Consider the following 25,580-nt stretch of genomic DNA (forward strand, 5'->3'; position numbering starts at 1 on the left):
GCGGCAAACTCTCCGTTCAAACAGAAGCCCGGAAATCAGTGCACAGTCGCAGCGCTCGATACGCGCTACGCGCTCTCGTAGCACTGCTTCGCCGCCGGGAACAGCCTTCCAGCCGAGGCCCCTTCATGCGGGACGGCACCGCGCACCGCCTGGCGCGACGTGCAACGCTGCCGGGTGGGCCCTCGTGCCCACCCATACGGAAGCCCTGGATCCCCGCCTGCGCGGGGATGACGGGTGAAGTTCAGGCCCGCCGCTTCAGCGCCACCGCCTCCGCCGCCATCCGCGTGATGCGCGGCCAGTCCTGCCGCTCCATCGCATCGGCCGGCGTGAGCCACGAGCCGCCCACGCAGGCCACGTTCGGCAGCGCCAGCAGTTCCGGTGCATTGGCGAGCGTCACGCCGCCGGTGGGGCAGAAGCGCACGTCGTTGAACGGCCCGTGCCAGGCCTTGAGCATGGCCACGCCGCCGGCCTGCATGGCCGGGAAGAATTTCAGCGCCGTGTAGCCGTCTTCCTGCGCCATCATGATCTCGCTGCCCGTCGCAACGCCCGGCAGCAGCGCGATGCCGAGGTCGTGGCAGGCCTTGCCCACCGCAGGCGTGTAGCCCGGGCTGACCGCGAACCGCGCACCGGCCATCGCGGCCGCCTGCGCGTCGGCCGCGCTGCGGACGGTGCCGGCGCCGATCACGGCCTCCGGCACCTCCTTGGCGATCGCCTCGATGCAGGCCAGCGCCACCGGCGTGCGCAGCGTGACTTCCAGCATGCGGATGCCCCCGGCGAGCAGCGCGCGCGCCAGCGGCACGGCATGCGCGGTGTCCTGCAGCACGATCACGGGGATCACCGCCGCGTCCTGCATCACTTCCAGCGCGCCCGGGCGCGCCGCCATCGGTTTCACAGCCATGTGCAGGCCCCCTCCTCCGCCGCCGTCGCATTGCGCCGCATGCCGGCGAACAGCTCGCGGCCCACGCCGAAGCCGTTGTCCTGCGCCTGCCGCGCGTCCATCTTCGCCGGTCCGCGCCGGTCCCATTCCTGCGGGTCGACCCGCGCTTCCAGCGTGCCGGCCACGCCGTCGAGCCGCACGACGTCGCCATCGCGCAGCTTCGCGAGCGGCCCGCCCGCCGCCGCTTCCGGCGACACGTGGATCGCCGCCGGCACCTTGCCCGAGGCCCCGCTCATGCGGCCGTCGGTGACCAGCGCCACGCGGAAGCCCTTGCCCTGCAGCACCGCCAGCGGCGGCGTCAGCTTGTGCAGTTCCGGCATGCCGTTGGCCTGCGGGCCCTGCCAGCGCACGACGCAGACCACGTCGCGGTCCAGTTCGCCCGCCTTGAAGGCCGACTGCAGCGCCTCCTGGCTGTCGAAGATGCGCGCCGGCGCCTCGATCACGTGACGGTCCTCGGGCACGGCCGATACCTTGATCACGCTGCGCCCCAGGTTGCCCTGCAGCAGCCTCAGGCCGCCGGTGGCGCTGAAGGGTTCGCGCGCCGGCCGCACCACGGTGTCGTCCCGCGATGCGCCGACGTCCGTCCACTTCAGCCCCGCCTTGCCCGGGCCTTCGGCCCAGTCGGGCACGCGCGTGTACTCGCGGATGCCGCCCTCGCGCACCGTGAGCACGTCCTCGTGCATCAGGCCCGCATCCAGCAGTTCACGGATCACGTAGCCCGGGCCGCCGGCTTCCTGGAAGGCGTTCACGTCGGCACTGCCGTTCGGGTACACGCGCGACAACAGCGGCACCGCACCGGAGAGCCGGTCGAAGTCGTCCCAGTCGATCACGATGCCGGCCGCGCGCGCGACCGCGACCCAGTGGATCAGGTGGTTGGTCGAGCCGCCGGTGGCCAGCAGCGCCGCCATCGCGTTGGCGATGCAGCGCTCGTCCACGATGCGGCCGATCGGCGCGAATCGCCGCGCCTTGACGATACCCAGCGCCGTGCGCACCGCCTCGCGCGTGAGCTCCTCGCGCAGCTGCTGCTGGGGCTGGATGAAGGCGGTGCCGGGCACGTGCAGGCCCATCGCCTCCATCAGCATCTGGTTGCTGTTGGCCGTGCCGTAGAAGGTGCAGGTGCCCTGCGTGTGGTACGCCTTCGATTCCGCTTCCAGCAGCTCGGCGCGGCCGACCAGGCCCTGCGCCGCCTGCTCGCGCACCTTGGCCTTTTCATTGTTGGACAGGCCGCTGGGCATCGGGCCACCGGGGACGAACACCGTCGGCAGGTGGCCGAAATGCAGGGCGCCGATCAGCAGTCCCGGCACGATCTTGTCGCAGATGCCCAGCATCAGCGCCGCATCGAACACGTCATGGCTCAGCCCCACGGCCGTGGCCATGGCGATCACGTCGCGCGAGAACAGGCTGAGCTCCATGCCGGCCGTGCCCTGCGTCACGCCGTCGCACATCGCCGGCACGCCGGAGGCCACCTGCGCGGTGGCGCCGAGCTTGCGCGCCTCGTCCTTGATGATGTGCGGGAAGCTGCCCAGCGGCGCGTGGGCCGAGAGCATGTCGTTGTACGAATTGACGATGCCGATGTTCGGCGCGCGTTCGGCGACGACGCGGAACTTGTCGTTGTCCGGCAGCGCGGCGAAAGCATGGGCCACGTTGGCGCAGCCCATGCGGTCGGCGCCGCGGTCGCGCGAGGCGGCCGCTTCGATGCGGGCGAGGTAGGCGGAGCGGGTGGGCGCGCTGCGTTCGCGGATGCGCGCGGTCACCGCTTCCAGCACGGGGTGGAGTTTCATGGCGGGCCGGTCACGGGGATGGCTTGATCCTACCCCGTGGGCCGGGTGCGCGGGGGCGCCGCGGTTACGAACGGGTTACCAGCCGGCAGCGTCGCGCGCAGTCCGCTAGAGTTGCACCGTGAGCGATCTGACGAAGCCGGTGCGCGATGCGGGCGCCATGCTGGAACGGGCCATGGCCGAATGGGGCGGGGAAGAGGACCTCTGGGTCTTCGGCTACGGCTCGCTCATCTGGCGGCCCGAGTTCGACTTCGCCGAACGCCGGCCGGCCCGCGTGCATGGCTGGCACCGCGCGCTGAAGATGTGGAGTCGCATCAACCGCGGCACGCCCGAACGGCCGGGCCTGGTGTTCGGCCTGCTCACCGGCGGCTGTTGCCGCGGCGTGGTCTTCCGCATCCCCCGCGAGCACGGCGCCGACACGCTCGCCAGGCTCTGGTCGCGCGAGATGTCCATGGCGGTGTACGACCCGCGCTGGCTCACCGCGCACACGCCCGAAGGCCCGGTGCGCGCCCTCGCCTTCACCCTCTCGCGCAAGAGCCCCAGCCACACCGGGGAACTGACCGAAGAGGAGTACCGCGCGATCTTCGCGTTCGCGAGCGGCATCTACGGCACGACGCTCGACTACGCCCATCGCACGCTGGAAGAGCTGCAACGGCATAACATCCGGGATCGGAACCTGGAACGGCTGCTGCGGCTCATCCAGCGTTCGCATGCCGAACCGCAGTTGGAAACCACCAAGGACAAGCCATGAGACAAGCCCTCTTCCTGTTCGCCGCCACCGCCGTGCTCGCCGGCTGCGCCAGCTTCGCCAGCGGCCCCAGCGCCACCGCCACGCTCGCGCCCACCGCCGGCAGCAGCACCGCGGGCACCGTGCAGTTCGCCCAGCAGGGCGAGCGCGTGAAGGTCTCGGGCGAGATCCGCGGACTGCGGCCGAACGCGGAGCACGGCTTCCACGTGCACGAGAAGGGCGACTGCTCCAGCCCGGACGGCACCAGCGCCGGTGGCCACTACAACCCGTCGTCGCGTCCGCACGGCCGCCATGGCGCGGGCGCGCACCACGTCGGCGACCTGCCGTCGCTGCGCGCGGACGCCGCCGGGGTGGCGCGCTTCAGCTTCGAATCCACCAGCATCAGCGTCGGCGCGGGCGCGGGCGACATCACGGGCCGCGGCCTGATCGTGCACCGCGACCCGGACGACTACACCACGCAACCGACCGGCAACGCCGGCGCGCGCCTGGCCTGCGCGGTGATCGTGCGGCATTGAGCGGCGTTCCTTCCACGCCGGCCGCGGGCGGCTGGTACTTCGGCTGGAACATCGTGGCGGCGGCGGCACTGCTGACGCTGCTGTCGGTCGGCATGCGGCTCGGCATCGGGCCGTTCTTCCTGCCCATCACGTCCGACCTCGGCTTCAGCCGCAGCCTGCTGTCGTCCATCATCGCCGTGGGCATGCTGTGCTACGGCCTCGCCATGCCGCTGGCCGGCTGGCTGGTGGCGCGGCGGGGCACGCGCTTCGTGCTGCTGTCCGGCGCGGCGCTGGTGGTGCTGTCCACGGTGTGGGCGGTGCTCGCACGGGATGCGTTCAGCTTCATGCTGTCGTTCGGCGTGCTGATGTCCGTGGGACTTTCCTTCACCAGCCCGGTGGCGCTCACGCCCGTCATCAGCCACTGGTTCACGCGCCAGCGCGGCATGGCGCTGTTCTTCCTCTCCACCGGCTCCATGGCGGGCATGGCGGTGATGACGCCGGTGCTGGCCTGGGGCATCGAGGGCATGGGCTGGCGCTGGACGCTGCTGGCCTATGCCGGCGCCTTCACCGCGTTCGTGCTGCCTGTGGCCCTGTTCGTCATGCGCGACCAGGCGCCGCAGCACACCGACCTGGCGCCGGAGGAGATCGCCGCGCAGCAGGCCCGTCCCAGCGCGCCGGCGCAGAGCCTGAAAGTGGCCGAGGTGCTGCGCACCTTGCCCTTCTGGCAGGTGTTCCTGGGCCTGTTCGCCTGCGGCTACAGCATGAACCTGCTGGGCACGCACGGCATGCCGATGCTGATGGACCACGGCTTCGATGCGATTTCCAGTTCGTTCGGCATCGGGCTGATCGGCTTCGTGGCGATCTTCGGCACCGTGGTGCTGGGCCGCATGGCCGACCGCCTGCCCCGCCGCAACATCCTGGCCGTGATCTACGGCATCCGCGGGCTGGGCTTCTTCGCGCTGGTGGCGGTCGGCACGCATTTCGAGCTGTACCTGGCCGCCACCATCGGCGGGCTGGTGTGGGCGGGAAGCATCGCGCTGTCGTCGGCCATCCTGGCGGACATCTACGGCGTGCGGCTGGTCGGCGTGCTCTACGGCATCGCCTACGTCGGCCACCAGCTGGGCGGGATGATCAGTTCCTGGCTCGGCGGCTGGGGCTACGAGACCTTCGGCACGCACTGGCTCGCCTTCGGCAGCGCCGGCGTGCTGCTCGTCGCCGCGGCCGCCCTGTCGCTGCGGCTGCCGCCGCGCGGCTTCACGCTGATGGCCCCGCGCGTGCAAACCTGAAGGACGACGACATGAACGGCGCGAGAAGCCTGGTCGAGACGCTGCTGCGCTCGGGCGTGGACACCTGCTTCGCCAACCCCGGCACGAGCGAGATGCACTTCGTCGCCGCGCTCGACCAGGTGCCCGGCATGCATTGCGTGCTGGGCCTGCAGGAGAACGTGGTCACGGGCATGGCCGACGGCTACTGGCGCATCGCGCGCAAGCCGGCCTGCACGCTGCTGCACTGCGGGCCCGGCCTCGGCAACGGCTGGACCAACCTGCACAACGCGCGCCGCGCGCGCAGCGGCATCGTCAACATCGTCGGCGACCAGGCCACCTACCACCGGCCGCACGATCCGCCGCTGACGGCCGACACCGAGGCCCTCGCGCGCGCGGTGTCCGGCTGGGTGCGCACGACCACGCGCGCGCAGGACGTGGGACGCGACGCGGCGGAGGCGGTGCGCGCGGCGCGCAGCCATCCCGGGCAGGTGGCGACGCTGGTCCTGCCTTCGGATGCGTCCTGGGACGAAGGCGGCGTGGTGGCCGATGCGCTGCCGCTCGTGGTGCCGGCCGCCGTGGACGGCCACGCCGTCGAACGCGCGGCCCGCGCGCTGCGCAGCGGCGAACCCACCCTGGTGCTGCTCGGCGGCCACGCGGCGCTGGCGGAGGGACAGGCCCTGGCCTGGCGCGTCGCGCAGGCCACCGGCGCCGGCCTTTTCGCCGAGTTCGGCACGGCGCACCTCGCGCGCGGCCGCGGCCACCTGCAGATCGAACGGGTTCCCTACAAGACGGACCTGGCGATCGAGGCGCTCGCGCGCTACCGCCACATCGTGCTGGTCAACGCCAAGCCGCCGGTGGGCTTCTTCGCCTATCCGGGCAAGCCTTCGACGCAGTACGCGCCCGACGCGCAGCTGCACGTGCTGTCGCGCCCCGAGCAGGAAGCCGTGGCCGCGCTGCGCGCTTTGGCCGAAGCGCTGGTCGCACCGCCAGTGGAGATGCCCGACCCCGGGCCGCGGCCCGAGGCAGCCAGTGGCGCGCCCAGCCCCGACAAGGTGGCGCAGACGGTCGCCGCGCTGATGCCGGACCACGCCATCGTCTCCGACGAAAGCGTGTCCTACGGCCGCGGCTTCTACAAGAACACGCATGCGGCGCCGCCGCACGACTGGCTGCACCTCGCCGGCGGCGCCATCGGCGACGGGCTGCCGGTGGCGACCGGCGCGGCGATCGCGGCCCGGGGCCAGCGGCGCGTGGTCAGCCTGCAGGCCGATGGCTCGGCGATGTATTCGCTGCAATCCCTTTGGACGCAGGCCCGCGAACGCCTGCCCTGCACGACCATCCTGCTGGCCAACGGCCGCTACGACATCCTGGTCGGCGAGTACAAGGGGGTGGGCGCGACGCCCGGGCCCACGGCGATGAACATGCTGGACCTGGGCAACCCCGGCCTGGACTGGGTGCACCTGGCCAACGGCATGGGCGTCGAAGCCGCACGGGCGGCGACGATGGAGGAATGCGCGGACCTCCTGCGCGGAAGCTTCGCGCGCAGCGGCCCTTTCCTGATCGAGCTGCGGATCTAGCGGGTGGCCAGCAGGCGCTCGGCGCGCGCCAGGTCTTCGACCGTGTCGATGTCCGTCACGATGCCGGGGTCGTCGAGCTCCAGCCGCAACGCGAGGCTGCCGCGCACGATGGCCGCGGCGCCGTCGGCACCGGCCAGCGCCTGCAAGGCGTCGCCGTGTTCCCGCGCGAAGGCGACCGGATGGCCGCGGGTGCCCCGGTAGACCGGCACGACCACGGACGCGCGTTCCAGCGCTTCGGCCACCGCCCGCAGGGATTCGGGCCGCACCAGCGGCAGGTCCGCCGGCAGCACGAGCCAGCCGCCGGCGTCCGGTGTCGCCTGCACGGCGGCCGCGATCGAATCGCCCATGCCGGGATGGCCCCCATCCTCGACATGGAACGGCAGGCCGCTGGCCTGCACCGCCGCGAGCGTGTGCTCGATCACCGTGCGGCCCGCGAGCGGCGCGTGCAGCTTGGAGCCCTGCCCGCCGGACGCGCGGAAGCGCTCGCCCCGGCCCGAGGCGAGCACCAGGACCACGGGGATGGACGAGTGCACGGGCGGTACGGTAGCACCGATGCGAGAATCCGCGCATGAGCAGCACCTCCGACCGCATCGCCGCCCTGCGCAAGAGCTACGAGCGCGCCGAACTGAGCGAGGACGCCTCGCACGCCGACCCGCTGCAGCAGTTCGACCAGTGGATCACCGAGGCGATCGCCTCCGAGATCCCGGAACCGAACGCGATGACGCTGGCGACGGTCGGCAGCGACCTGCGCCCCAGCACGCGGCCGGTGCTGGTGAAGGGCTACGACGCCCGCGGCATCGTCTGGTACACCAACTACGACAGCCGCAAGGGCCAGGAGCTCGCCGGCAACCCCTACGCCGCGTTGCAGTTCCACTGGGTGGAGCTGGAGCGGGTGGTGCGCATCGAGGGCCGCGTGGAGAAGGTCGACGCGCAGGAGAGCGACGCCTACTACGCCAGCCGTCCGCTCGATTCGCGCATCGGTGCCTGGGCCAGCCCGCAAAGCCAGGTGATCGCCGGGCGCAGCGTGCTGGTGGCGAACGCCGCGAAGTTCGGTGCGCAGTTCATGCTGTCGCCGCCGCGGCCGCCGCACTGGGGCGGCTACCGCCTGGTGCCGGACGGCTGGCAGTTCTGGCAGGGGCGCAAGAGCCGGCTGCACGACCGCCTGCGCTATCGCCTGGCCGAAGGCGGATGGATCCGCGAGCGGCTCGCGCCCTGAACCTTCAGGCGTGCGTGAGCTTCAGCCCCACGATGCCCGCCAGGATCAGCCCCACGCACACCAGCCGCGCGACGGTCGCCGGCTCCTGGAACAGCACGATGCCGAGGATCACGGTGCCGATGGCGCCGATGCCCGTCCAGACCGCATAGGCCGTGCCCACGGGCAGCGTGCGCATCGCCCAGCCGAGCAGCACGACGCTCACCACCATGGCCGTGATCGTGCCCACCGAGGGCCAGAGGCGAGAGAAACCTTCCGTGTACTTCAGGCCGATCGCCCAACCCACCTCGAAGAGGCCGGCGATCACCAGCACCACCCAAGCCATGCGGGTCCTTCCTAACGGCGGGTGAGTTCCGCGAAGGTCTTGCGGAACTTGGCGACCTTGGGCGCGGCGACGGCCATGCAGTAGCCCTGCGTCGGGTTCTTCTCGAAGAAGTCCTGGTGGTAGGGCTCCGCCGGCCAGTAGTTCGCCATCGCCACCACCTCGGTGACGATCGGACGGCCGAACAGCTTGTCCTGGCCCATCTCGCGGATCATGTCGTCGGCCACCTGCTTCTGCTCCGGCGTCGTGTAGTAGATGCCGCTGCGGTACTGGGTGCCGATGTCGTTGCCCTGGCCGTTCAGCTGGGTGGGGTCGTGCACGACGAAGAACACCTCCAGCAGCTGGCGCAGGCTCACCTGCGCGGGGTCGTACGTGAGCTTGACGACTTCGTTGTGCCCCGTGCGGCCGGTGCACACCTGTTCATAGCTCGGGCGCTCGGTCTCCCCGTTGCTGTAGCCCGACTCCACGTCGGTCACGCCGCGCACTTCCTTGAAGACCGCTTCGGTGCACCAGAAGCAGCCGCCGCCGAGGACGATGGTTTGCAGGTTGCTCATGCCGTTCTCCTGAAGCCGCGACTGTAGTCGCTGCGGGCTGCCGTACCATCGCGGCCCATGCACGACCCCAGCGCCCGCCATGGAACCCGGTGAGCTCAAGCCCATCCTCACCGCACTCGTGCTACCGCCGACGGGGCCGCTGCTGCTCGCGCTGTGCGGCGTCCTGCTGGCCACCCGCCGGCGGCGCCCGGGACTGGTCCTGGCCGCCACCGGCCTCGTGCTCGCCTACTTCCTGAGCACCAACGGCTTCGCGCTGGTGCTGGCCCGGCACCTGTTGCCCCCGCTGGCGGCCGCGCAGCCGCAGGACCTGCAGTCGGCCCAGGCCATCGTGATCCTCGGCGGCGGCGTCCAGCCGCAGGCGCCGGAATACGGTGTCGCCCAACCGGGCGACCACACCCTCCAGCGCCTGCGTTACGGCGCCTGGCTGGCGCGCCGGACCGGCAAGCCGCTGGCTTTCGCCGGGGGCATGGGCTGGGGCGCCGCGGCCGAACAGAAGGACACGGAAGGCGCCGTGGCGCGCCGCGTCCTGCAGGAGGACTACGGCCTGGCGGTCCGCTGGCTCGACGACCAGTCCCGCGACACGGCGGAGAACGCGGCCCGGACCGCCGAACTGCTGCGGCGCGACCGCGTGCAGCGCATCGTTCTCGTCACCGACTTCACGCACATCCCGCGGGCCGCCGCTGCCTTCCGGGCGCAGGGCCTGGACGTGATCCCCGCGCCCACCGGCTTCCCGGTGCCACGGACCCGCCCGCTCCTGGAGTGGATGCCGTCCTCCCACGGCGCCGCCCTGACCCGCAGCATCGTGCGGGAGTGGCTCGCCCGCGGGGTTGCGGCGGCCCGGTAGCCCACTTCACCGCAGCTTTGCGCGATCCATGGATGGGTTGCCTTGACGGCAGGCCGGCCGGCTGGCTACATTACTAACCAGTCAGTCAGTAAGAGCCGGGATCCGCCTGCAGCTTTGCCGCCGGCCCGGCCCTCCGCCCTTCCTACCTCGCTATGTCCCTCAGCAAGCTCGCCGCCGCCCGCGGCGAAGACCCCGCGGCCAAGCGCGAGCGCCGCAAGGAGGCGCGCCCCGGCGAACTGCTGGACGCCGCCCTGGACCTGTTCGTCGAGAAGGGTTTCGCCGCCACCCGCTCCGAGGAAGTCGCGGCGCGCGCCGGCGTGTCCAAGGGCACCCTGTTCCTCTACTTCCCGAGCAAGGAGGAACTGTTCAAGGCCGTGGTGCGCGAGAACATGTCGGGCCGGTTCGCGGAATGGGCCGAGGAGTTCGAGAAGTTCGAAGGCTCGACGGCGGAGATGGTCCGCTACTGCATGAACATCTGGTGGGAGCGCATCGGCGCGACCCGTGCGTCGGGCATCACCAAGCTGATCATCAGCGAGGCCCGCAACTTTCCCGAGCTCGCGGCGTTCTACCAGCAGGAGGTGATCCGGCCGGGGACGGAACTGGTGCGCCGCATGCTGCAGCGCGGCGTCGACAGCGGCGAGTTCCGCGAGCTGGACATCGAATACGCGGTCTTCAACATCACGGCGCCGATGATCTTCCTGATCATGATGAAGCACTCCCTGGGCGCCTGCGTGCCTCAGGACTACCCGCTCGACCCGCAACGCTACCTGCAGGCACAGGTCGACGTGCTGCTCAACGGCCTGTGCAAGCCGCGCGACGCCGCCCAGGAGGCCCGGCCATGAAGAAGTGGAAATGGTTTCTTGCGGCTTTCGTGGTCGCCCTGGTGGTGCTGGGCGCCTGGCGCCTGCAGGCCCGCCGCGCGGTGCAGGTGGCCGAGGCGCAGAAGGTGGCGCAGCCCGCCCAGGCGGCCGTGGAACTGGCGGCCAGCGACGTCGTGCGCGCCGAGCCGCGCGAGCTGCAGCGCGGCCTGCCGGTGTCGGGTTCGCTCAAGGCCGTCAACTCCGCGTTCGTGAAGGCGCGCGTCGCCGGCGAGCTGCAGGGACTGGCGCTGCGCGAAGGCGATGCGGTGCGCGCCGGCCAGGTGGTCGCGCGGGTGGACGCCACCGAAGGACGCGCGCGCCTGAAGCAGGCGCAGGACCAGGCCGAGTCCGCGAAGGCCCAGATCGACATCGCCGAGAGGCAGTACAACAACAACAAGGCGCTGGTCGACCAGGGCTTCATCTCGCGCAGCGCGCTGGACACTTCGGCCAACAACCTGAGCGCGGCGCGCGCCAACCACCAGGCCGCGCTGGCCGCCGTGGACCTGGCGCGCAAGAGCGTGGAGGACACGGTCCTGCGGGCGCCGATCTCCGGCATCGTCGCCCAGCGCCTGGCCCAGCCGGGCGAGCGCATCTCCATCGACGGCCGCGTGGTCGAGATCGTCGACCTGTCGCGGCTGGAGCTGGAGGCCACGCTGGGCGCCGCGGATTCGGTCGACGTGCGCGTCGGCCAGGAAGCGACGCTGCAGGTGGAAGGCAGCCCGCGCGCCATCGCGGCCCGCGTGGCGCGCATCAACCCCAGCGCGCAGGCGGGCAGCCGCAGCGTGCTGGCGTACCTGGTGCTGGCGGACACCAGCGGCCTGCGGCAGGGCCTGTTCGCGCAAGGCACGCTGGCGGTCGGCCGCACGACCGGCCTGGCCGTGCCCCTCTCCGCGGTGCGCACCGACAAGCCGGCCCCCTACGTGCAGGTCGTGGAGAACAACAAGGTCGCCCACAAGGCCGTGCAGCCGGGTGCGCGCGGCGAGGCCGAGCGCGACACCTGGGTGGCCGTGGGCGGGCTGGCGGACGCCGCGGTCGTGATCCGCGGCCACGTCGGGCCGCTGCGCGAGGGCACGCCGGTGAAGTTCACCGGCACCCCTACCCCGGCCCTCCCCCAGCGGGGGAGGGAGCAGAGCCCCTGACATGTGGTTCACCCGCGTCAGCCTGAAGAACCCCGTGTTCGCCACGATGGTGATGCTCGCCATCGTGGTGCTGGGACTCTTCTCCTACCAGCGGCTGAAGGTCGACCAGTTCCCGAACATCGACTTCCCGGTGGTGGTGGTGCAGGCCGACTACCCCGGCGCCTCGCCCGAGATCGTCGAGACCGAGGTCAGCAAGAAGATCGAAGAGGCGGTGAATTCCATCGCCGGCATCAACGCCCTCACTTCGCGCAGCTACGAAGGCTCCGCCGTCGTCATCATCGAGTTCCAGCTGCACATCGACGGCCGCAAGGCGGCGGAGGACGTGCGCGAGAAGATCGCGGCGATCCGCCCGCTGTTCCGCGACGAGGTGAAGGAGCCGCGGGTGCTGCGCTTCGACCCGGCCAGCCGGCCGGTCTGGTCGCTGGCCGTGCTGCCGGACGGCACGCGCGGCGGCCGCGCCATGACGCCGGTGGAGCTGACCAACTGGGCCGACCAGGTGCTGAAGAAGCGGCTGGAGAACGTGCGGGGCGTCGGCTCCGTGGCGCTGGTGGGCGGCACGCGGCGCGAGATCAACATCTACCTGGACCCGCCCGCGATGGAAGCGCTGGGCATCAGCGCCGACCAGGTGGTGGCCGCGGTGCGCAGCGAGAACCAGGACCTGCCGGTCGGCGCGATCCGCTCGCAGGCGCAGGAACGCGTGGTGCAGGTCGACGCCCGCATGCAGCGGCCGGAAGACTTCGGCAACATCATCGTCGCGCGCAAGGGGGGCGGGCCGGTGCGCCTGCACCAGGTGGCGCGCGTCGCCGACGGCGCGCAGGAAGTCGAGAGCCTGGCCCTGTACAACGGCCAGCGCACGCTGCTGCTGCAGGTGCTGAAGTCGCAGGACGAGAACACCATCGCCGTCGTCGACGGCCTGCGCAGGACGGTGCAGGAGATGCAGGCCCAGTTGCCGCCCGGCGTGAAGCTGGAGCCGGTGAGCGACGCCTCCCGGCCCATCCGCGTGTCGGTCGAGAACGTGCGGCAGACGCTGATCGAAGGCGCGCTGCTGACGGTGCTGATCGTCTTCCTGTTCCTGAATTCCTGGCGGTCCACGGTCATCACGGGCCTGACGCTGCCGATCGCGCTGATCGGCACCTTCCTCTTCATGTACGCCTTCGGCTTCACGATCAACATGATCACGCTGATGGCGCTGTCGCTGTGCGTCGGCCTGCTGATCGACGACGCGATCGTGGTGCGCGAGAACATCGTGCGCCACGTGCAGATGGGCAAGACACCCTATCAAGCCGCTTTGGAGGGCACGCAGGAGATCGGCCTCGCCGTCCTGGCCACCACCTTCTCGATCGTCGCCGTGTTCCTGCCGATCGGCTTCATGGGCGGCATCATCGGCAAGTTCTTCCACGAGTTCGGCGTGACCATCGTGGCGGCGGTGCTGATCTCCATGTTCGTCAGCTTCACGCTGGACCCGATGCTGTCGTCGGTCTGGCACGACCCCGAGGTCGAGGCGCACGGCAAGCCCAAGGCGAACCCCACGTTCTACGACCGCACGATCGGCCGCGTCACGGGCTGGTTCGACCGCGCCACGGAATCGCTGGCCGACGGCTACCAGAAGATCCTGCGCTGGGCGCTGGACCACAAGGTGCCCACGGTGCTCGGCTCCATCGCCATCTTCGTCACCAGCCTGTTCATGGTGCCGCTGCTCGGCACCGAGTTCGTGCCCAAGGCGGACTACTCGGAAACGACGCTCAGCTTCCACACGCCGGTGGGCTCCTCGCTGGAACTCACCGAAGCCAAGACGAAGCAGGTCGAAGCGATCATCCGCGAGTTCCCCGAGGTGCGCTACACGGTGGGCACCATCAACACCGGCGCCGCCCAGGGCAAGATCTACGCGTCGGTCTACGTGCGGATGGTGGACCGCAAGGAGCGCACGCGCAGCGTCGACGAGATGGCGGGCATCCTGCGCGACCGCCTGAAGCAGGTGCCGGGCATCACGGTCACGCACGCCGGCCTGGTCGACGCCGTGGGCGGCAACAAGCAGATCGAGTTCTCGCTGCAGGGCCCGGACCTGAAGGAGCTGGAGCGCCTCTCGCGCCTGGTCACCGAGCGCATCCGCCCCATCCCCGGGCTGGTCGACCTGGACTCCAGCGTCAAGCCGGACAAGCCGACGGTGGCGATCCAGGTCAAGCGCGAAGCGGCCTCCGACCTGGGCCTCTCGGTGTCGCAGATCGCCGGCGCACTGCGCACGCTGGTCGCCGGCCAGACGGTCGGCAACTGGCGTGCCCCCGACGACCAGACCTACGACGTCAACGTGCGCCTGGCGCCCGATGCGCGCACGGCGCCCGCGGACCTGGAGCGCCTGCCCTTCACCACCGGCACCCACGCCGACGGCAGCTCGCGCATCGTCCGCCTGAACCAGGTGGCGACCGTGCGCGAATCGACCGGGCCGAACCAGGTGAACCGCCGCGACCTGACGCGCGAGGTGGCCATCAACGGCAACGCCTTCGGCCGCGCCGCAGGCGAAGTGTCGGCGGACATCCGCAAGCAGCTCGAGGCCATCGCCTTCCCGCCCGGCTACCGCTTCCAGTTCGGCGGCTCCACCAAGAACATGCAGGAGAGCTTCGGCTATGCCGTCTCCGCGCTGGCAATGGCCGTGGTCTTCATCTACATGATCCTGGCCAGCCAGTTCAAGAGCTTCCTGCAGCCGCTGGCGCTGATGACGTCGCTGCCCCTGACGCTGATCGGGGTGGTGCTGGCGCTCATGATGTTCGGCTCCACGCTCTCGATCTTCTCGGTCATCGGCATCGTGATGCTGATGGGCCTGGTGACCAAGAACGCGATCCTGCTGGTCGATTTCGCCATCCGCATGCGCGAGCAGGGCATGGAGCGCTCGCAGGCGCTGCTGCACGCCGCGCGCGTGCGGCTGCGGCCGATCCTGATGACGACGCTGGCGATGATCTTCGGCATGGTGCCGCTCGCCTTCGCGCTGTCCGAGGGCTCGGAACAGCGCGCGCCGATGGGCCAGGCGGTGATCGGCGGGGTGATCACCTCCTCGCTGCTGACCCTGGTGGTGGTGCCGGTCGTGTACTGCTACCTCGACGACCTGGCCCGCTGGCTGACGCGCGGACGCCGCACCGCCGCCGGTGGAACGGGCGCCCAGCCCCTGCCGGCTTCTAAAATGGACGGTTTGTCCTGACCGCACGAGAAACCATGACCGCCCCGTACGACATCGAACGCGCCCGCTTCAACATGATCGAGCAGCAGATCCGCCCCTGGGACGTGCTGGACCTGGACGTGCTGGCGCTGCTGTCGCACGTGAAGCGCGAGGACTTCGTGCCGCTCGCCCACAAGGCGATGGCCTTCACCGACGTGATGATCCCGCTGGTCGGGCCCACGGATGAAGCGATGCGCAACGGCTGGTGCATGCTGGAACCCAAGATGGAAGCCCGGCTGCTCCAGGACGTGGCGCCCAGGCCGCACGAGAAGGTGCTGGAGGTGGGCGCCGGCTCCGGCTACATGGCCGCCCTGCTGGGCAGCCGCGCGCAGCGCGTGATCACGCTGGAACTGCACCCCGAACTCGCCCGCCTGGCCCGCGAGAACCTGCAGCGCGCCGGACTGCGCAACGTGGAGGTCCGCGAAGGCGACGGCGCCAAGGGCCTGGCTGCGGAAGGCCCCTTCGACGCGATCGTGCTGTCCGGTTCGGTGCACGAGGTGCCGCAGGCCCTGCTGGCGCAGCTGAAGGTGGGCGGCCGCCTGGCCGCCATCGTCGGCGACGAGCCCGTGATGCGCGCGACCTTCATCACCCGCACCGGCGAAGCCTCGTACGAGACCCGGCAACCCTGGGACACGCTGGCGCCGCGCCTGGCCCGCTTCCCCGAGCCCTCGCGCTTCCACTTCTGATCCGCCCATGATCCCGCAGGTCCGCCCTTCCGAATTCAACGCCTGGCTGCAGCAGCAGCCGGGCCGGCCCATGGTCCTGGACGTGCGCGAGCCCTGGGAGGTGCAGGTGGCGAGCGTGACGCCGGATGCCTTCGATGTGGTGGCGATCCCGATGAACCAGATCCCCGCGCGCCTCGCGGAACTGCCGCAGGACCGGCCCATCGCCTGCCTGTGCCACCACGGCGCGCGCAGCCAGCGCGTGGCCATGTTCCTGGAGCAGCAGGGCTACACGGACGTGGCCAACATCGCCGGCGGCATCGACGCCTGGGCGCGCGAGCGCGATCCGGGCGTGCCTCTCTACTGAGGCGCGGCGGCGGCGGACGAACAGAACGAGCGAGCAAAGAGAAGGACGGAAGAATGAAACGGATGCGGCTTCTCCCCCTGGCGGCGGCGCTCGCCCTTGCGGCGGCCGGCACGGCGCGCGCCGAGGGCCTGCTCGAGCTCTACGAAGCCGCGCGCGCGTACGACGCCGTGTGGCAGTCGGCGCGGGCGCAGTACGACGCCACGCGCTTCCGTTCCGACCAGGCCATCGCCGGCATCCTGCCGCAGGCCGGGCTGGCCGCGGGCGTGACCCGCAGCGCCTTCGAGAACGACGTCCCGGCCGCGGACCGCAACTACACCACGCAGCAGGCCACGATCAGCGCTTCGCAGCCCCTGTACCGCCCGGCCAACCTGGCGACCTATCGCCAGGGCCAGCGGCAGGCGGAACTGGCCGAGTACCAGCTGCAGCAGGCGGGCCAGGACCTCATGATCCGCGTGAGCCAGGCCTACTTCGACGTGCTGGCGGCGCAGGACACCCTGGCCTTCGTGCGCGCGCAGAAGACGGCCGTGGCCGAGCAGCTGGCCTCGGCGCGCCGCAACTTCGAAGTGGGCACCTCCACCATCACGGACACGCGCGAGGCACAGGCACGCTACGACCTCGTGCTGGCGCAGGAGATCGCGGCCGAGAACGACCTGCGCGTGCGCCGGCTGGCGCTCGACACGCTGGTCGGCAAGACCAACACGCAGCCCAACCCGCTGGCCACGCCGCTGGTGGTGCCGCCGCCCCAGCCCGCCGACCCGGAAGCCTGGGTGGCCGTCTCCGAGAGCGCCAGCCCCGCCATCCAGCAGGCCCGCAAGGCGGTCGAGATCGCCGAACTGGAAACCGACAAGGCCAAGGCCGGCCACAAGCCGACGCTGGACCTCACCACCAGCTACGGCGTGACGAAGAACGTGGGCGGCAACGCCGCCTCGCCGCTGGATTCGCGTCCGCGCAGCGGCAACGTGGGCCTGGCCTTCAACCTGCCGCTGTTCGCCGGCTTCGCCACGCAGAACCGCATCCGCGAGACGCTGTCGCTGGAGGAGCGCGCCCGGGCCGACCTCGAGGCCGCGCGCCGCCAGGTCGCACAGGCCGTGCGCACCGCCTACTTCGGCGTGGTGTCGGGTCAGAACCAGGTCCGCGCCCTGGAGTCGGCCGAAGCCTCCAGCCAGAGCGCGCTGGAAGCCAACCGCCTGGGCTACCAGGTCGGCGTGCGCATCAACATCGACGTGCTCAACGCCCAGAGCCAGCTGTTCCAGACCAAGCGCGACCTCGCGCAGGCCCGCTACAACGTGCTGCTGGGGCACCTGCGGCTGCGGCAGGCGAACGGCACGCTGACACCCGAAGACCTGGCGCGGCTGAACACGCTGCTGGCACGGTAGCAGTCGAAGACGACAGTCGCCGCAGGCCTTGCGCGGCGCACTCCGAACACGGAAAGCCCTGGATTCCCGCCTGCGCGGGAATGACGGCATGCGCCTCAGCGATCGAGCATCCGCAGGATGGCGTCGGCCGTGCGTTGCGCCGCGCCGCGGTGCTCCGCCGCGAAGCGCTCGCCCGCCGCCGCGGCCTGCTGCAGGGCGGCACGATCGCGCGCCAGCTCCACCGCGACGCGCACGCCTTCCTCGATGCCGGCCACGCGCCGTGCGGCCCCTGCGGCGAGCGACAGCTCCGCGGCTTCGCCGAAGTTGAAGGTGTGCGGGCCCATCACGACGGGGCAGCCGCACGCCGCGGCCTCGATCAGGTTCTGCCCACCCAGGGGCGCGAAGCTGCCCCCCAGCAGGGCGACGTCCGCCAGCGCGTAGTACATCGCCATCTCGCCGAGCGAGTCGCCGATCCACACGGCCGCCGGCGCCGGCGAGTCGCCCCAGGCACTGCGGCGCGAGACGGTGAAGCCGGCCTGCACGACCTGCGCGGCGACTTCGTCGAAGCGCTGCGGATGGCGCGGCACCAGCAGCCACTGCACGTCCGGGTGCGCCGCGACGGCGCGCAGGAAGCCGGCCTCTTCACCCTCGCGCGAACTGGCGAACATCACCACCGGCCGCGGCGAAGTGCTGCGCCAGTCGCGGCCCTCCGCCAGTTGCGCGGCATCCGGCGTCGCGTCGTACTTCAGGTTGCCGTAGACGCCCTTGACCGTGGCGCCGGCCTCCGCCAGGCGGCGCGCGTCGGGTTCCGTCTGGGCCCACACGGCATCGAGCGCGCCGTAAGCGGGTCGTGACAGGCGCGACAGGCGCCGCGCCTGCGACAGCGACTTGTCGGAGAGCCGGGCGTTCGCCAGTGCCAGGGGAATGCCCCGCGCCTTGCAGTGCGCGGTGAGGTTGGGCCACACCTCGGTTTCCATCAGCACGCCCGCGCTCGGGCGGAAGTGGTCCAGGAAGCCGCGCACGGCGCGCGGCGTGTCCCAGGGCAGCCAGGCCTGGGCATCGCCTTCGCGCAGCAGCCGCTGCCCTTCGGCGCGGCCGGTGGCCGTCCCGTGCGTGAGCAGGATCCGGAGATCGGGCCGGGCGTCCCGCAGGACGCCCAGCAGGATGGCGGCGGCGCGCGTCTCGCCCAGCGACACCGCGTGGATCCACAGGCGACCCGGTTCCGTCGCCGCGGGATAGCGGCCGAAGCGCTCGTCGACGTGTTCGAGGTAGCCGGGTTCGGCCACCCCGCGCCGCCGCAGCTTGCGCCGCAGCAGCGGCTGCGCGCCCATCAGCACCAGCGAATAGAGCGGCCGGATCATCCGGGGACCGTGACGGCCTGCCACGCCTGCCAGACGCTGTCGACGCCGGGTGCCGGGGCGGCGTACACGCTGCGCTGGCGCGGGTGGCCGATGGGGCCGGTGCGCCACGCCGTGTCGAAGTTGTAGACCTGCACGTGGGGCAGGTCGAGCGCGACGGCGATGTGGCTCAGCCCGCTGTCCACGCCGATGGCCCCGTAGCACGTGGCCATGCGCGCGGTGAGCGCGTCCAGCGACAGGCGCGGCCAGGCCTGCGCGCGCGGGCCGAGCGCGGCGGCGATCCGTTCGCTGCGCGCGCGTTCGTCGTCGCTGCCGTGGGGCAGGCCGATGCCGTGTCCCTGCGCGACCAGGCGCCGGCCGAGTTCCACCCAGTGGGCCTCGGGCCAGCACTTGTCGGCGCGCGAGGTCCCATGCACCAGCACGACGGTGTCCTCGCGCGTCGCGGCGGCCCGGCCGAGCCCGTAGCGCAGCGAGGCGGCGGGCACGTAGCCGAAGGCCTGCGCGCACACGTCGCGCGAGCGCTGCACCGCATGGGAGCGCGGTTCGACGGGCACGGCGACGTCCGCCACCCAGCGCGTGGGGGCCTCGTAGCTCGAGCCTTCGGTGCGGTTCGCCATCGCGTACCGCTTGCCGCCCGGTGCCAGCCGCGCCATGCGCGCCACCAACGCGGACTTCATCAGGCCCTGCAGGTCGATCACGGCGTCGTAGTGCTCGCGGTGCAACTCGCTGCGGAACGCCCGCCACTCGGCACGCGTGTCGCGCGCGAGCGGCGCCTTGCGCCACTTGCGCAGCTCGCAGGGGACCACCCGGCGCACCCCTTCGCAGCGCTGCGCCAGCGGCGCGAAGCCGCGCTCCACGACCCAGTCGATGCGCGCCTGCGGCAGGGCCGCGCGCAGGTCCTGCACGGCCGGCATGGCGTGCACGACGTCGCCCAGGGAGGAGAGCTTGACGATGAGGATGTTCAAGGCAGGCGGATTGTGCCCTGCCCGGCCGCGGCCCTAGTGCGCCGCCTCGCCGATCTTCGCGTCCGGCTTCACCGAGCGCAGCAGCCCCAGCATCTCGCCCTCGATGCGGTGCAGGGCCTCCTGGGTCTGGCCCTCGAAGCGCAGCACCAGCACCGGCGTCGTGTTCGACGCGCGCAGCAGGCCGAAGCCGTCCGGCCAGTCGACGCGCACGCCGTCGATGGTGGAGACCTTCGCGTCCGGGAAGTTCGCCTTCTTCACAAGCTCCGCGACCACGCGGTGCGGTTCGCCTTCTTCGCACTTCACGTTCAGTTCGGGCGTCGAGAAGCTGGTGGGCAGGCCGTCCAGCACGGCGCTCGGGTCGGGGTGGCGCGACAGGATCTCGAGCAGGCGGCAGCCGGCATAGGTGCCGTCGTCGAAGCCGTACCAGCGTTCCTTGAAGAAGATGTGCCCGCTCATCTCGCCGCCGAGCGGTGCGTTCACCTCGCGCATCTTGGCCTTGATCAGCGAGTGCCCGGTCTTGAACATCATCGGCTGGCCGCCGGCCGCGGCGATGGCCGGGCCGAGGCGCTGCGTGCACTTCACGTCGAACAGGATGGGCGCGCCGGGCACGCGCGAGAGCACGTCCTGCGCGAACAGCATCATCTGCCGGTCCGGGTAAATGTTGTTGCCGCCCTTCGTGATGATGCCCAGGCGGTCGCCGTCGCCGTCGAAGGCCAGCCCGAGGTCGGCACCGGTCTCCTTCAGCTTGGCGATCAGGTCGCGCAGGTTCTCGGGCTTGCTCGGGTCGGGATGGTGGTTGGGGAAGTTGCCGTCGACCTCGGAGAACAGCTCGATCACCTCGCAGCCGATGGCGCGGAAGATGCCCGGCGCCGAGGCACCGGCGATGCCGTTGCCGCTGTCCACCACGATCTTCAGCGGCCGCGCCAGCTTTATGTCGCCGACGATGCGGTCGCGGTACGGCGCCAGGATGTTGACGTTGCGCACCGTGCCGGGCTGGGCGGCGCGTTCGCCGCCGCCTGCTTCCATGGTCTTGCGCAGGGCCTGGATCTCGTCGCCGTAGATGGCGCGGCCGGCCAGCACCATCTTGAAGCCGTTGTAGTCCTTCGGGTTGTGGCTGCCGGTCACCTGGATGCCGCTGCTGGCGAGCGTGCTGGCGGCGAAGTAGAGCATCGGCGTCGTCACCATGCCGACGTCGATCACGTCGACGCCGCTGGCGACCAGGCCGCGCACGAGCGCCGCGCTGAGCGCAGGGCCGCTGAGGCGGCCGTCGCGGCCGACGGCGACGGTGGTCTCGCCCTCCTTGCGGGCGGCGAGGCCGAAGGCGCGGCCGAGCGCTTCGGCGACTTCCTCGTCGAGGGTGGCGGGCACGATGCCGCGGACATCGTAGGCCTTGAAGATCGTGGGGCTGAGCTGCATGGTCGTGTTCTTTTGATGCCTGGGTGCCCGATCGATTCTAGGGCGCGGTGCGCGAGGAACATGTCCGAAAACGGCTAGTCCTGCATGGGTCGCTGCGTATCATGGCCGCATGAGTCCTGCTGATCCGCCGCTGAGCCCCGACGCGTGCTACCTCGCGCTGAAAGCGCGGGACGCCCGTTTCGACGGCAGCTTCTTCACCGGCGTGACCAGCACCGGCATCTACTGCCGGCCGGTCTGCAAGGTGCGCACGCCGCGGCGCGAGAACTGCCGCTTCTTCGCCCACGCGGCGCAGGCCGAAGGCGCGGGCTTCCGTCCGTGCCTGCGCTGCCGTCCCGAGCTGGCGCCCCAGGCGTTGCGCTGGTCGCTGCAGGACGCCAGCGCGGTGCTGGCCCAGCAGGCGGCCCGCATGCTCGACGAGCCCGAGGCCTGGGGTGACGCGGCGCCTTCCGTGGACCTGCTGGCGCAGCGCCTCGGCGTGAGCGACCGCCACCTGCGCCGCATCTTCGAAGCGCAGCTGGGCGTGTCGCCGCTGCAGTACCTGCAGACGCGCCGGCTCCTGAGCGCCAAGCAACTGCTGGCCGACACGCAGCTGCCGGTGACCGAGATCGCCCTGGCCAGCGGCTTCGGCAGCGTGCGCCGCTTCAACGCGGCCTTCACCGCGCACTACGGCCTGAGCCCCAGTGCCTTGCGCCGCGCGGGGCGCGGTACCGACGGCGGCTGCGAAGTGCGGCTGGGCTGGCGGCCGCCGTATGACGTCGCGGCGATGCTCGGCTTCTTCCGCACCCGCGCGATCGAAGGACTCGAAGCCGTCGGTGACCACCAGCTGGCACGCACCCTGGCGATCGACACCGGCGGCACCCGGCATGCGGGTTGGCTCACGGCCCGCTTCGACGAGGCGCAATGCCAGGTGGTGCTGCACGTCAGCGATTCGCTGCACGGCGTGCTGCCGCTGGTGATCCGGCGCGTGCGCGCCGCCTTCGACCTCGACGCCGATCCGCATGCGATCAACGCACGGCTGCACGGCAGCTTCCCGCTGGGCGACGGCCTGCGCGTGCCGGGCGCGCTGAGCGGCTACGAGCTCGCGGTGCGGGCGGTGCTCGGCCAGCAGATCACCGTGGCCGCGGCCCGCACGCTGGCGCAGCGGCTGGTGCACCGCTTCGGCGAACCCCTGGCGACGCCCGACCCGGCGCTGCGTTTCCTGTTCCCGGCCCCCGAGGTGCTGGCCGCGGCGGAAGGCGATGCGCTGGGCCAGCTGGGCATCGTGCGCCAGCGGCAGGCCGCGATCGTCGCCATCGCCCGCGCCGTGTCCGAAGGCCGCATCGGGCTGCATCCTGGCGCCGACGTCGTCGCCACGACGGACGCGCTCAAGGAACTGCCCGGCATCGGCGACTGGACGGCGCAATACATCGCGATGCGCGCCCTGCGCTGGCCCGATGCCTTTCCCGCCGGCGACGTCGCCCTGCACAAGGCGATGGGCGTGCAGCAAAGCCGGCAGCCCGCGCGCGAAGCCGAGGCGGCCTCGCAGGCCTGGAAACCCTGGCGCTCCTACGCGGTCATCCGCGCATGGAGCGCCCTCTCCCAAGGAGGATGAAATGAACCGCAACGCCGTGCGTGCATGCACGCACTACGAGAGCCCGCTCGGGCGGATGCTGCTGGCCGCGACCGACCGCGGGCTGGCCGGCCTCTGGTTCGTCGGCCAGCGCCATGGGCCCGACGCGAGCGCATGGCCCGAGGACGCCCGCCACCCTCTGCTGCAGCAAGGCATCGCGCAGCTCGAGGAGTACTTCGCCGGCCGGCGCACGCGCTTCGACCTGCCGCTGGACCTGCAGGGCACGCCCTTCCAGCAAAGCGTCTGGACGGCGCTGCTCGCGATCCCGCCGGGCGGGACCACCAGCTATGCCCAACTGGGCCGGCAGCTCGGACGCCCGCAGGCCGCCCGTGCCATCGGCGCGGCGGTCGGCCGCAACCCGGTGAGCATCGTCGTGCCTTGCCACCGCGTGCTGGGCACGGGCGGCGGGCTCACGGGTTACGCCGGCGGGCTGGAGCGCAAGACGGCGCTGCTGCGGCTGGAAGGCGCATTGATGTGAAGCCGGCATCAATCCGGCCCCTAACTTTCATCGGCAGCGAAATGGCGCGCCCGCGTTTCCCTGCACACTAGCCGCGCCATGCCCTTCGCCTCCATCGTCGACTTCATCGCGCTCGCCGCCATCTGGGGCGCGTCCTTCATGTTCATGCGCTTCGCGGTGGGGGACTTCGGCGTGCTCGGCACCGCCGCCGCTCGCGTCGCGGTCGCCTCCGCCTTCCTGCTGCCGCTGATGCTGGTGAAGGGCCACGCGGCCACCTTCCGCCGCGAATGGTGGAAGGTGATGGGGGTCGGCCTGCTGAATTCGGCGCTGCCCTTCCTGCTGTTCGCCTTCGCCGTGGTGTCGATCACGACGGGCCTCGCCTCCATCCTGAACGCGACCGCGCCCCTGTTCGGCGCGCTCGTCGCCTGGATCTGGCTGAAGGACCGCCCGACCGGCTCCCGCGTGCTGGGCCTGTTCGTCGGCTTCGCCGGCGTCGCGATGCTGGCATGGGACAAGGCGACCTTCCGCCCGGACGCCAGCGGCGTCGCACCCGCGTGGGCGATCCTTGCCTGCCTGCTGGCCTGCGTCTGCTACGGGCTCGCCGCCAGCGCGACCAAGCGCTACCTCACCGGCCTGCCCCCGCTGGTGACGGCCAGCGGCAGCCAGGCCGGCGCCACCGTCGGCCTGGGGCTGCTGATGCCGTGGTTCCTGCCGCAGCAGATGCCGGGCACGCAGGCCTGGGCCGCCGCGATCGTGCTGGGCGTGCTGTGCACCGGCGTCGCCTACATCCTGTACTTCCGCTTGATCGAGAACGCCGGCCCCGCGCGGGCGCTGGCCGTCACCTTCGTGATCCCGGTGTTCGCGGTGCTGTACGGGGTGCTGTTCCTCGGCGAACGCGTCACCGCGTGGATGGTGCTGTGCGGCGCGGTGATCGTGCTCGGCACGGCCCTGTCGACGGGCCTGCTGAAGCTGCCGGCGCGCAGGGCGCCGGCATGAACTCGGCGCGCAAGATCAAGCTGCGGGTCACCGCGCCCAAGCCCCGCAATCCGCTCGTGGCGGCCGCCGCGCAGCGCAAGGCGGGCTCGCATCGCAAGTCGCGCGCGTCCGAACGGCAGCAGGAAAAGGCGCTGCTGAAGAAGCAGCTGAAGGAGATCTAGAAGCGCGGCAGGTCGCTCAGGCGCCGGCCGGGCCTTTCCTCGGCGAGGGCGAGCGTCTCGCTGCCTTCCGGCAGCACGTCGACCTGCACCTGCGGCCCCCTCTCCAGGGTGCCGCGTTCGGTCTGGAAGAGCGTGACCACGGTGTCGCCCTCGACCAGGCGGTCCACCACTTCGACCAGGCGCGTGGGCGCCGGCCGCAGGTCCCAGTGCTGCAGGCCCGGATCGACCATGCCCATCATCACCTCGGTGACCTGGTGGCCTTCCATGCGCACGGCGGTGATGCCATAGAGCACGGCCGGCAACGGCGCATGCGCGAGGGCGGCGAGCTGCGCGGACGTGCGCGTGGACTCCATCGATTTCTCAACCATGCGGCACATTGTGTGCACCCACTCATTCCCGGCGATAAGGAGACTGCGTGTCCGGGCGTGGGAGAGTGCCTACCGTCGCGCCGTACACTGGCGCCTTCCCGATGCCAGCCGCCATCCCCACCACCCCATTCGGCCCCCTGCTCACGCGGGCCCACGCCCGGCGCCTGCGCGACATCTACCGGTCCGCCGGCTGGCCCAGCCAGGACCCGCTGGAGATCGACCTGGTCGCCGCCGGCCTGCTGGAGCGGGTGCGGTCGCCCCTCGGGCACGAGACCCTGCGCGTCACCGACCCGGGCGTGCAGTGGCTCGCCACCGTGCTCGCACGCAACCGCGCGGCGCTCTCCGCCCACGAGGCGCTGGTGCAGCGGGTGGCGCAGGAGATGGCGCGCGGCGGGCGGCTGGCGTGGACCGGCCTGAGCCTGCGCGCACAGGTGCCCACGGGCGAATCCGCGAAGCCGCTGCGCTGGTGCATCGCGCGTCCGGACGTCTTCTCGATCCGCCACACCTCGGTGGAAAGCTACGTCGAGCCGATCGTCCACGAGATCAAGGTGCGGCGCGCCGACCTGCTGGCCGACCTGCGGCAGGAAGCCAAGCGCGCCGCCTACCGCGATCTCGGCGAGTGCTGGTACGTGCTGGGGACCGATGCACGGGGACGCGAGATCGCCGCACCGGACGAGGTGCCGGGCGAATGCGGGGTGCTGGTGGCGCAGAAGGAAGGCCGCCTCTCGGTGGCCCGGCCCGCGGTGCGTCCGGCGCGCGCCGGGCTGCCGTTCGGCGTCTGGATGGCTCTCGCCAAGGCGACCCCGGTGCCGAGCGCGGACGACGACGCGCAAGGCCTGCTGGACGCCGCGAACTAGGCGCCCGCGCGCCGCAGGCGTGTGTTCATTGCCGGGGATGCTCCGGCTCGCCCTGCTCCGGATCCTTCACGCG

Annotated in this window: 26 protein-coding genes; 17 read left to right on the forward strand and 9 right to left on the reverse strand. The window is 71.4% G+C overall.

Going from position 1 to position 25,580, the window contains the following annotated elements; all coding sequences use genetic code 11:
• Window positions 1-241 precede the first annotated feature (241 nt).
• Together eda and edd are read right to left on the reverse strand one after the other, a co-directional pair.
• Window positions 242-898, reverse strand: coding sequence for a bifunctional 4-hydroxy-2-oxoglutarate aldolase/2-dehydro-3-deoxy-phosphogluconate aldolase (eda, locus tag IM787_RS00005; protein WP_290427327.1), 657 nt, complete (start codon window positions 896-898; stop codon window positions 242-244).
• On the reverse strand, window positions 889-2,718 hold the full coding sequence (gene edd, locus IM787_RS00010) for a phosphogluconate dehydratase (protein ID WP_193674589.1): 1,830 nt from the start codon (window positions 2,716-2,718) through the stop codon (window positions 889-891). Before edd ends, eda begins: the two co-directional genes overlap by 10 nt.
• A gap of 118 nt (window positions 2,719-2,836) precedes the next feature.
• Here edd and IM787_RS00015 point away from each other — a divergent pair, with 118 nt between their 5' ends.
• From IM787_RS00015 to IM787_RS00030, 4 genes are read left to right on the forward strand one after another with little or no spacing between them, the layout of a single operon-like run.
• Entirely contained in the window at window positions 2,837-3,466 is a 630-nt protein-coding gene (locus IM787_RS00015) for a gamma-glutamylcyclotransferase (RefSeq protein WP_354004331.1), read from the forward strand.
• A complete protein-coding gene (locus tag IM787_RS00020; RefSeq protein ID WP_193674590.1) occupies window positions 3,463-3,978 on the forward strand; it encodes a superoxide dismutase family protein in 516 nt (171 codons plus the stop codon). Before IM787_RS00015 ends, IM787_RS00020 begins: the two co-directional genes overlap by 4 nt.
• The gene (locus IM787_RS00025; RefSeq protein ID WP_227494021.1) at window positions 3,975-5,243 is read left to right on the forward strand and encodes an MFS transporter; all 1,269 of its coding nucleotides are present in this window, start codon (window positions 3,975-3,977) and stop codon (window positions 5,241-5,243) included. Before IM787_RS00020 ends, IM787_RS00025 begins: the two co-directional genes overlap by 4 nt.
• A gap of 11 nt (window positions 5,244-5,254) precedes the next feature.
• The gene (locus tag IM787_RS00030) at window positions 5,255-6,796 is read left to right on the forward strand and encodes an acetolactate synthase large subunit (protein ID WP_193674591.1); all 1,542 of its coding nucleotides are present in this window, start codon (window positions 5,255-5,257) and stop codon (window positions 6,794-6,796) included.
• Here the strand turns inward: IM787_RS00030 and IM787_RS00035 are convergent.
• Window positions 6,793-7,329 carry a nucleotidyltransferase family protein gene (locus tag IM787_RS00035; protein WP_193674592.1) on the reverse strand — a complete coding sequence of 179 codons (537 nt, stop codon included), beginning with the start codon at window positions 7,327-7,329 and terminating at the stop codon, window positions 6,793-6,795. The genes IM787_RS00030 and IM787_RS00035 overlap by 4 nt on opposite strands.
• Window positions 7,330-7,364: 35 nt before the next feature.
• On the opposite strand from IM787_RS00035, the gene pdxH reads away from it, so the two are divergent.
• On the forward strand, window positions 7,365-8,012 hold the full coding sequence (pdxH, locus tag IM787_RS00040) for a pyridoxamine 5'-phosphate oxidase (protein ID WP_193674593.1): 648 nt from the start codon (window positions 7,365-7,367) through the stop codon (window positions 8,010-8,012).
• A gap of 4 nt (window positions 8,013-8,016) precedes the next feature.
• On the opposite strand, the gene sugE is transcribed toward pdxH, so the two are convergent.
• Both sugE and msrA read right to left on the reverse strand, forming a co-directional pair.
• Entirely contained in the window at window positions 8,017-8,334 is a 318-nt protein-coding gene (sugE, locus tag IM787_RS00045) for a quaternary ammonium compound efflux SMR transporter SugE (protein WP_193674594.1), read from the reverse strand.
• An 11-nt stretch (window positions 8,335-8,345) separates the two neighbouring features.
• Window positions 8,346-8,885, reverse strand: a complete 540-nt coding sequence (gene msrA / locus IM787_RS00050) for a peptide-methionine (S)-S-oxide reductase MsrA (protein WP_193674595.1) — start codon at window positions 8,883-8,885, stop codon at window positions 8,346-8,348.
• A 79-nt stretch (window positions 8,886-8,964) separates the two neighbouring features.
• On the opposite strand from msrA, the gene IM787_RS00055 reads away from it, so the two are divergent.
• From IM787_RS00055 to IM787_RS00085, 7 genes are all read left to right on the forward strand, one after another.
• Window positions 8,965-9,729, forward strand: coding sequence for a YdcF family protein (locus IM787_RS00055; RefSeq protein WP_193674596.1), 765 nt, complete (start codon window positions 8,965-8,967; stop codon window positions 9,727-9,729).
• 152 nt (window positions 9,730-9,881) lie between these two features.
• Window positions 9,882-10,571: a TetR/AcrR family transcriptional regulator gene (locus tag IM787_RS00060; protein ID WP_193674597.1), complete on the forward strand. Its 690-nt coding sequence runs from the start codon at window positions 9,882-9,884 to the stop codon at window positions 10,569-10,571.
• Entirely contained in the window at window positions 10,568-11,728 is a 1,161-nt protein-coding gene (locus tag IM787_RS00065; RefSeq protein ID WP_193674598.1) for an efflux RND transporter periplasmic adaptor subunit, read from the forward strand. The genes IM787_RS00060 and IM787_RS00065 overlap by 4 nt, the downstream gene beginning before the upstream one ends.
• A 1-nt stretch (window position 11,729) precedes the next feature.
• Window positions 11,730-14,918, forward strand: a complete 3,189-nt coding sequence (locus tag IM787_RS00070; RefSeq protein WP_193674599.1) for an efflux RND transporter permease subunit — start codon at window positions 11,730-11,732, stop codon at window positions 14,916-14,918.
• 14 nt (window positions 14,919-14,932) lie between these two features.
• Window positions 14,933-15,622: a protein-L-isoaspartate O-methyltransferase family protein gene (locus tag IM787_RS00075; RefSeq protein ID WP_193674600.1), complete on the forward strand. Its 690-nt coding sequence runs from the start codon at window positions 14,933-14,935 to the stop codon at window positions 15,620-15,622.
• Between the two features lie 7 nt (window positions 15,623-15,629).
• Window positions 15,630-15,965, forward strand: a complete 336-nt coding sequence (locus IM787_RS00080; protein ID WP_193674601.1) for a rhodanese-like domain-containing protein — start codon at window positions 15,630-15,632, stop codon at window positions 15,963-15,965.
• A 53-nt stretch (window positions 15,966-16,018) separates the two neighbouring features.
• Window positions 16,019-17,341, forward strand: a complete 1,323-nt coding sequence (locus IM787_RS00085) for a TolC family outer membrane protein (RefSeq protein WP_193674602.1) — start codon at window positions 16,019-16,021, stop codon at window positions 17,339-17,341.
• Between the two features lie 95 nt (window positions 17,342-17,436).
• On the opposite strand, the gene IM787_RS00090 is transcribed toward IM787_RS00085, so the two are convergent.
• Genes IM787_RS00090 through IM787_RS00100 form a run of 3 tightly spaced genes read right to left on the reverse strand, consistent with a single transcriptional unit; the run spans window position 17,437 to window position 21,059 of the window.
• The gene (locus IM787_RS00090) at window positions 17,437-18,681 is read right to left on the reverse strand and encodes a 3-deoxy-D-manno-octulosonic acid transferase (protein WP_193674603.1); all 1,245 of its coding nucleotides are present in this window, start codon (window positions 18,679-18,681) and stop codon (window positions 17,437-17,439) included.
• Window positions 18,678-19,643, reverse strand: a complete 966-nt coding sequence (gene waaC, locus IM787_RS00095) for a lipopolysaccharide heptosyltransferase I (protein WP_193674604.1) — start codon at window positions 19,641-19,643, stop codon at window positions 18,678-18,680. Before waaC ends, IM787_RS00090 begins: the two co-directional genes overlap by 4 nt.
• Before the next feature lie 33 nt (window positions 19,644-19,676).
• A complete protein-coding gene (locus tag IM787_RS00100; RefSeq protein WP_193674605.1) occupies window positions 19,677-21,059 on the reverse strand; it encodes a phosphomannomutase/phosphoglucomutase in 1,383 nt (460 codons plus the stop codon).
• A gap of 109 nt (window positions 21,060-21,168) precedes the next feature.
• Between IM787_RS00100 and IM787_RS00105 the strand changes: the two genes are divergently transcribed.
• From IM787_RS00105 to IM787_RS00120, 4 genes are all read left to right on the forward strand, one after another.
• Window positions 21,169-22,650 (forward strand): DNA-3-methyladenine glycosylase 2 family protein, encoded by a 1,482-nt coding sequence (locus IM787_RS00105; protein ID WP_193674606.1) that lies wholly within the window; start codon window positions 21,169-21,171, stop codon window positions 22,648-22,650.
• Between the two features lies 1 nt (window position 22,651).
• The gene (locus IM787_RS00110) at window positions 22,652-23,146 is read left to right on the forward strand and encodes a methylated-DNA--[protein]-cysteine S-methyltransferase (RefSeq protein ID WP_193674607.1); all 495 of its coding nucleotides are present in this window, start codon (window positions 22,652-22,654) and stop codon (window positions 23,144-23,146) included.
• Between the two features lie 78 nt (window positions 23,147-23,224).
• Window positions 23,225-24,121 (forward strand): DMT family transporter, encoded by an 897-nt coding sequence (locus IM787_RS00115; RefSeq protein WP_193674608.1) that lies wholly within the window; start codon window positions 23,225-23,227, stop codon window positions 24,119-24,121.
• Window positions 24,118-24,282, forward strand: coding sequence for a hypothetical protein (locus tag IM787_RS00120; protein ID WP_193674609.1), 165 nt, complete (start codon window positions 24,118-24,120; stop codon window positions 24,280-24,282). The genes IM787_RS00115 and IM787_RS00120 overlap by 4 nt, the downstream gene beginning before the upstream one ends.
• Here IM787_RS00120 and IM787_RS00125 read toward each other — a convergent pair.
• Window positions 24,279-24,650 (reverse strand): hypothetical protein, encoded by a 372-nt coding sequence (locus IM787_RS00125; RefSeq protein WP_193674610.1) that lies wholly within the window; start codon window positions 24,648-24,650, stop codon window positions 24,279-24,281. The genes IM787_RS00120 and IM787_RS00125 overlap by 4 nt on opposite strands.
• Before the next feature lie 101 nt (window positions 24,651-24,751).
• Here IM787_RS00125 and IM787_RS00130 point away from each other — a divergent pair, with 101 nt between their 5' ends.
• The gene (locus IM787_RS00130; protein WP_193674611.1) at window positions 24,752-25,507 is read left to right on the forward strand and encodes a hypothetical protein; all 756 of its coding nucleotides are present in this window, start codon (window positions 24,752-24,754) and stop codon (window positions 25,505-25,507) included.
• The last annotated feature ends 73 nt before the right edge of the window (window positions 25,508-25,580 follow it).

It is taken from the genome of Ramlibacter pallidus (assembly GCF_015070875.1).
Taxonomy (GTDB): Bacteria; Pseudomonadota; Gammaproteobacteria; order Burkholderiales; family Burkholderiaceae_C; genus Ramlibacter; species Ramlibacter pallidus.

Excerpts from the sequence above, each read along its gene's own strand:
- eda (WP_290427327.1), bottom strand. The coding sequence starts at position 898 with ATGGCTGTGAAACCGATGGCGGCGCGCCCGGGCGCGCTGGAAGTGATG.
- edd (WP_193674589.1), bottom strand. The coding sequence starts at position 2,718 with ATGAAACTCCACCCCGTGCTGGAAGCGGTGACCGCGCGCATCCGCGAA.
- IM787_RS00020 (WP_193674590.1), top strand. The coding sequence starts at position 3,463 with ATGAGACAAGCCCTCTTCCTGTTCGCCGCCACCGCCGTGCTCGCCGGC.
- IM787_RS00030 (WP_193674591.1), top strand. The coding sequence starts at position 5,255 with ATGAACGGCGCGAGAAGCCTGGTCGAGACGCTGCTGCGCTCGGGCGTG.
- pdxH (WP_193674593.1), top strand. The coding sequence starts at position 7,365 with ATGAGCAGCACCTCCGACCGCATCGCCGCCCTGCGCAAGAGCTACGAG.
- sugE (WP_193674594.1), bottom strand. The coding sequence starts at position 8,334 with ATGGCTTGGGTGGTGCTGGTGATCGCCGGCCTCTTCGAGGTGGGTTGG.
- msrA (WP_193674595.1), bottom strand. The coding sequence starts at position 8,885 with ATGAGCAACCTGCAAACCATCGTCCTCGGCGGCGGCTGCTTCTGGTGC.
- IM787_RS00055 (WP_193674596.1), top strand. The coding sequence starts at position 8,965 with ATGGAACCCGGTGAGCTCAAGCCCATCCTCACCGCACTCGTGCTACCG.
- IM787_RS00060 (WP_193674597.1), top strand. The coding sequence starts at position 9,882 with ATGTCCCTCAGCAAGCTCGCCGCCGCCCGCGGCGAAGACCCCGCGGCC.
- IM787_RS00065 (WP_193674598.1), top strand. The coding sequence starts at position 10,568 with ATGAAGAAGTGGAAATGGTTTCTTGCGGCTTTCGTGGTCGCCCTGGTG.
- IM787_RS00070 (WP_193674599.1), top strand. The coding sequence starts at position 11,730 with ATGTGGTTCACCCGCGTCAGCCTGAAGAACCCCGTGTTCGCCACGATG.
- IM787_RS00075 (WP_193674600.1), top strand. The coding sequence starts at position 14,933 with ATGACCGCCCCGTACGACATCGAACGCGCCCGCTTCAACATGATCGAG.
- IM787_RS00080 (WP_193674601.1), top strand. The coding sequence starts at position 15,630 with ATGATCCCGCAGGTCCGCCCTTCCGAATTCAACGCCTGGCTGCAGCAG.
- IM787_RS00085 (WP_193674602.1), top strand. The coding sequence starts at position 16,019 with ATGAAACGGATGCGGCTTCTCCCCCTGGCGGCGGCGCTCGCCCTTGCG.
- IM787_RS00090 (WP_193674603.1), bottom strand. The coding sequence starts at position 18,681 with ATGATCCGGCCGCTCTATTCGCTGGTGCTGATGGGCGCGCAGCCGCTG.
- IM787_RS00100 (WP_193674605.1), bottom strand. The coding sequence starts at position 21,059 with ATGCAGCTCAGCCCCACGATCTTCAAGGCCTACGATGTCCGCGGCATC.
- IM787_RS00105 (WP_193674606.1), top strand. The coding sequence starts at position 21,169 with ATGAGTCCTGCTGATCCGCCGCTGAGCCCCGACGCGTGCTACCTCGCG.
- IM787_RS00110 (WP_193674607.1), top strand. The coding sequence starts at position 22,652 with ATGAACCGCAACGCCGTGCGTGCATGCACGCACTACGAGAGCCCGCTC.
- IM787_RS00115 (WP_193674608.1), top strand. The coding sequence starts at position 23,225 with ATGCCCTTCGCCTCCATCGTCGACTTCATCGCGCTCGCCGCCATCTGG.
- IM787_RS00120 (WP_193674609.1), top strand. The coding sequence starts at position 24,118 with ATGAACTCGGCGCGCAAGATCAAGCTGCGGGTCACCGCGCCCAAGCCC.
- IM787_RS00125 (WP_193674610.1), bottom strand. The coding sequence starts at position 24,650 with ATGGTTGAGAAATCGATGGAGTCCACGCGCACGTCCGCGCAGCTCGCC.
- IM787_RS00130 (WP_193674611.1), top strand. The coding sequence starts at position 24,752 with ATGCCAGCCGCCATCCCCACCACCCCATTCGGCCCCCTGCTCACGCGG.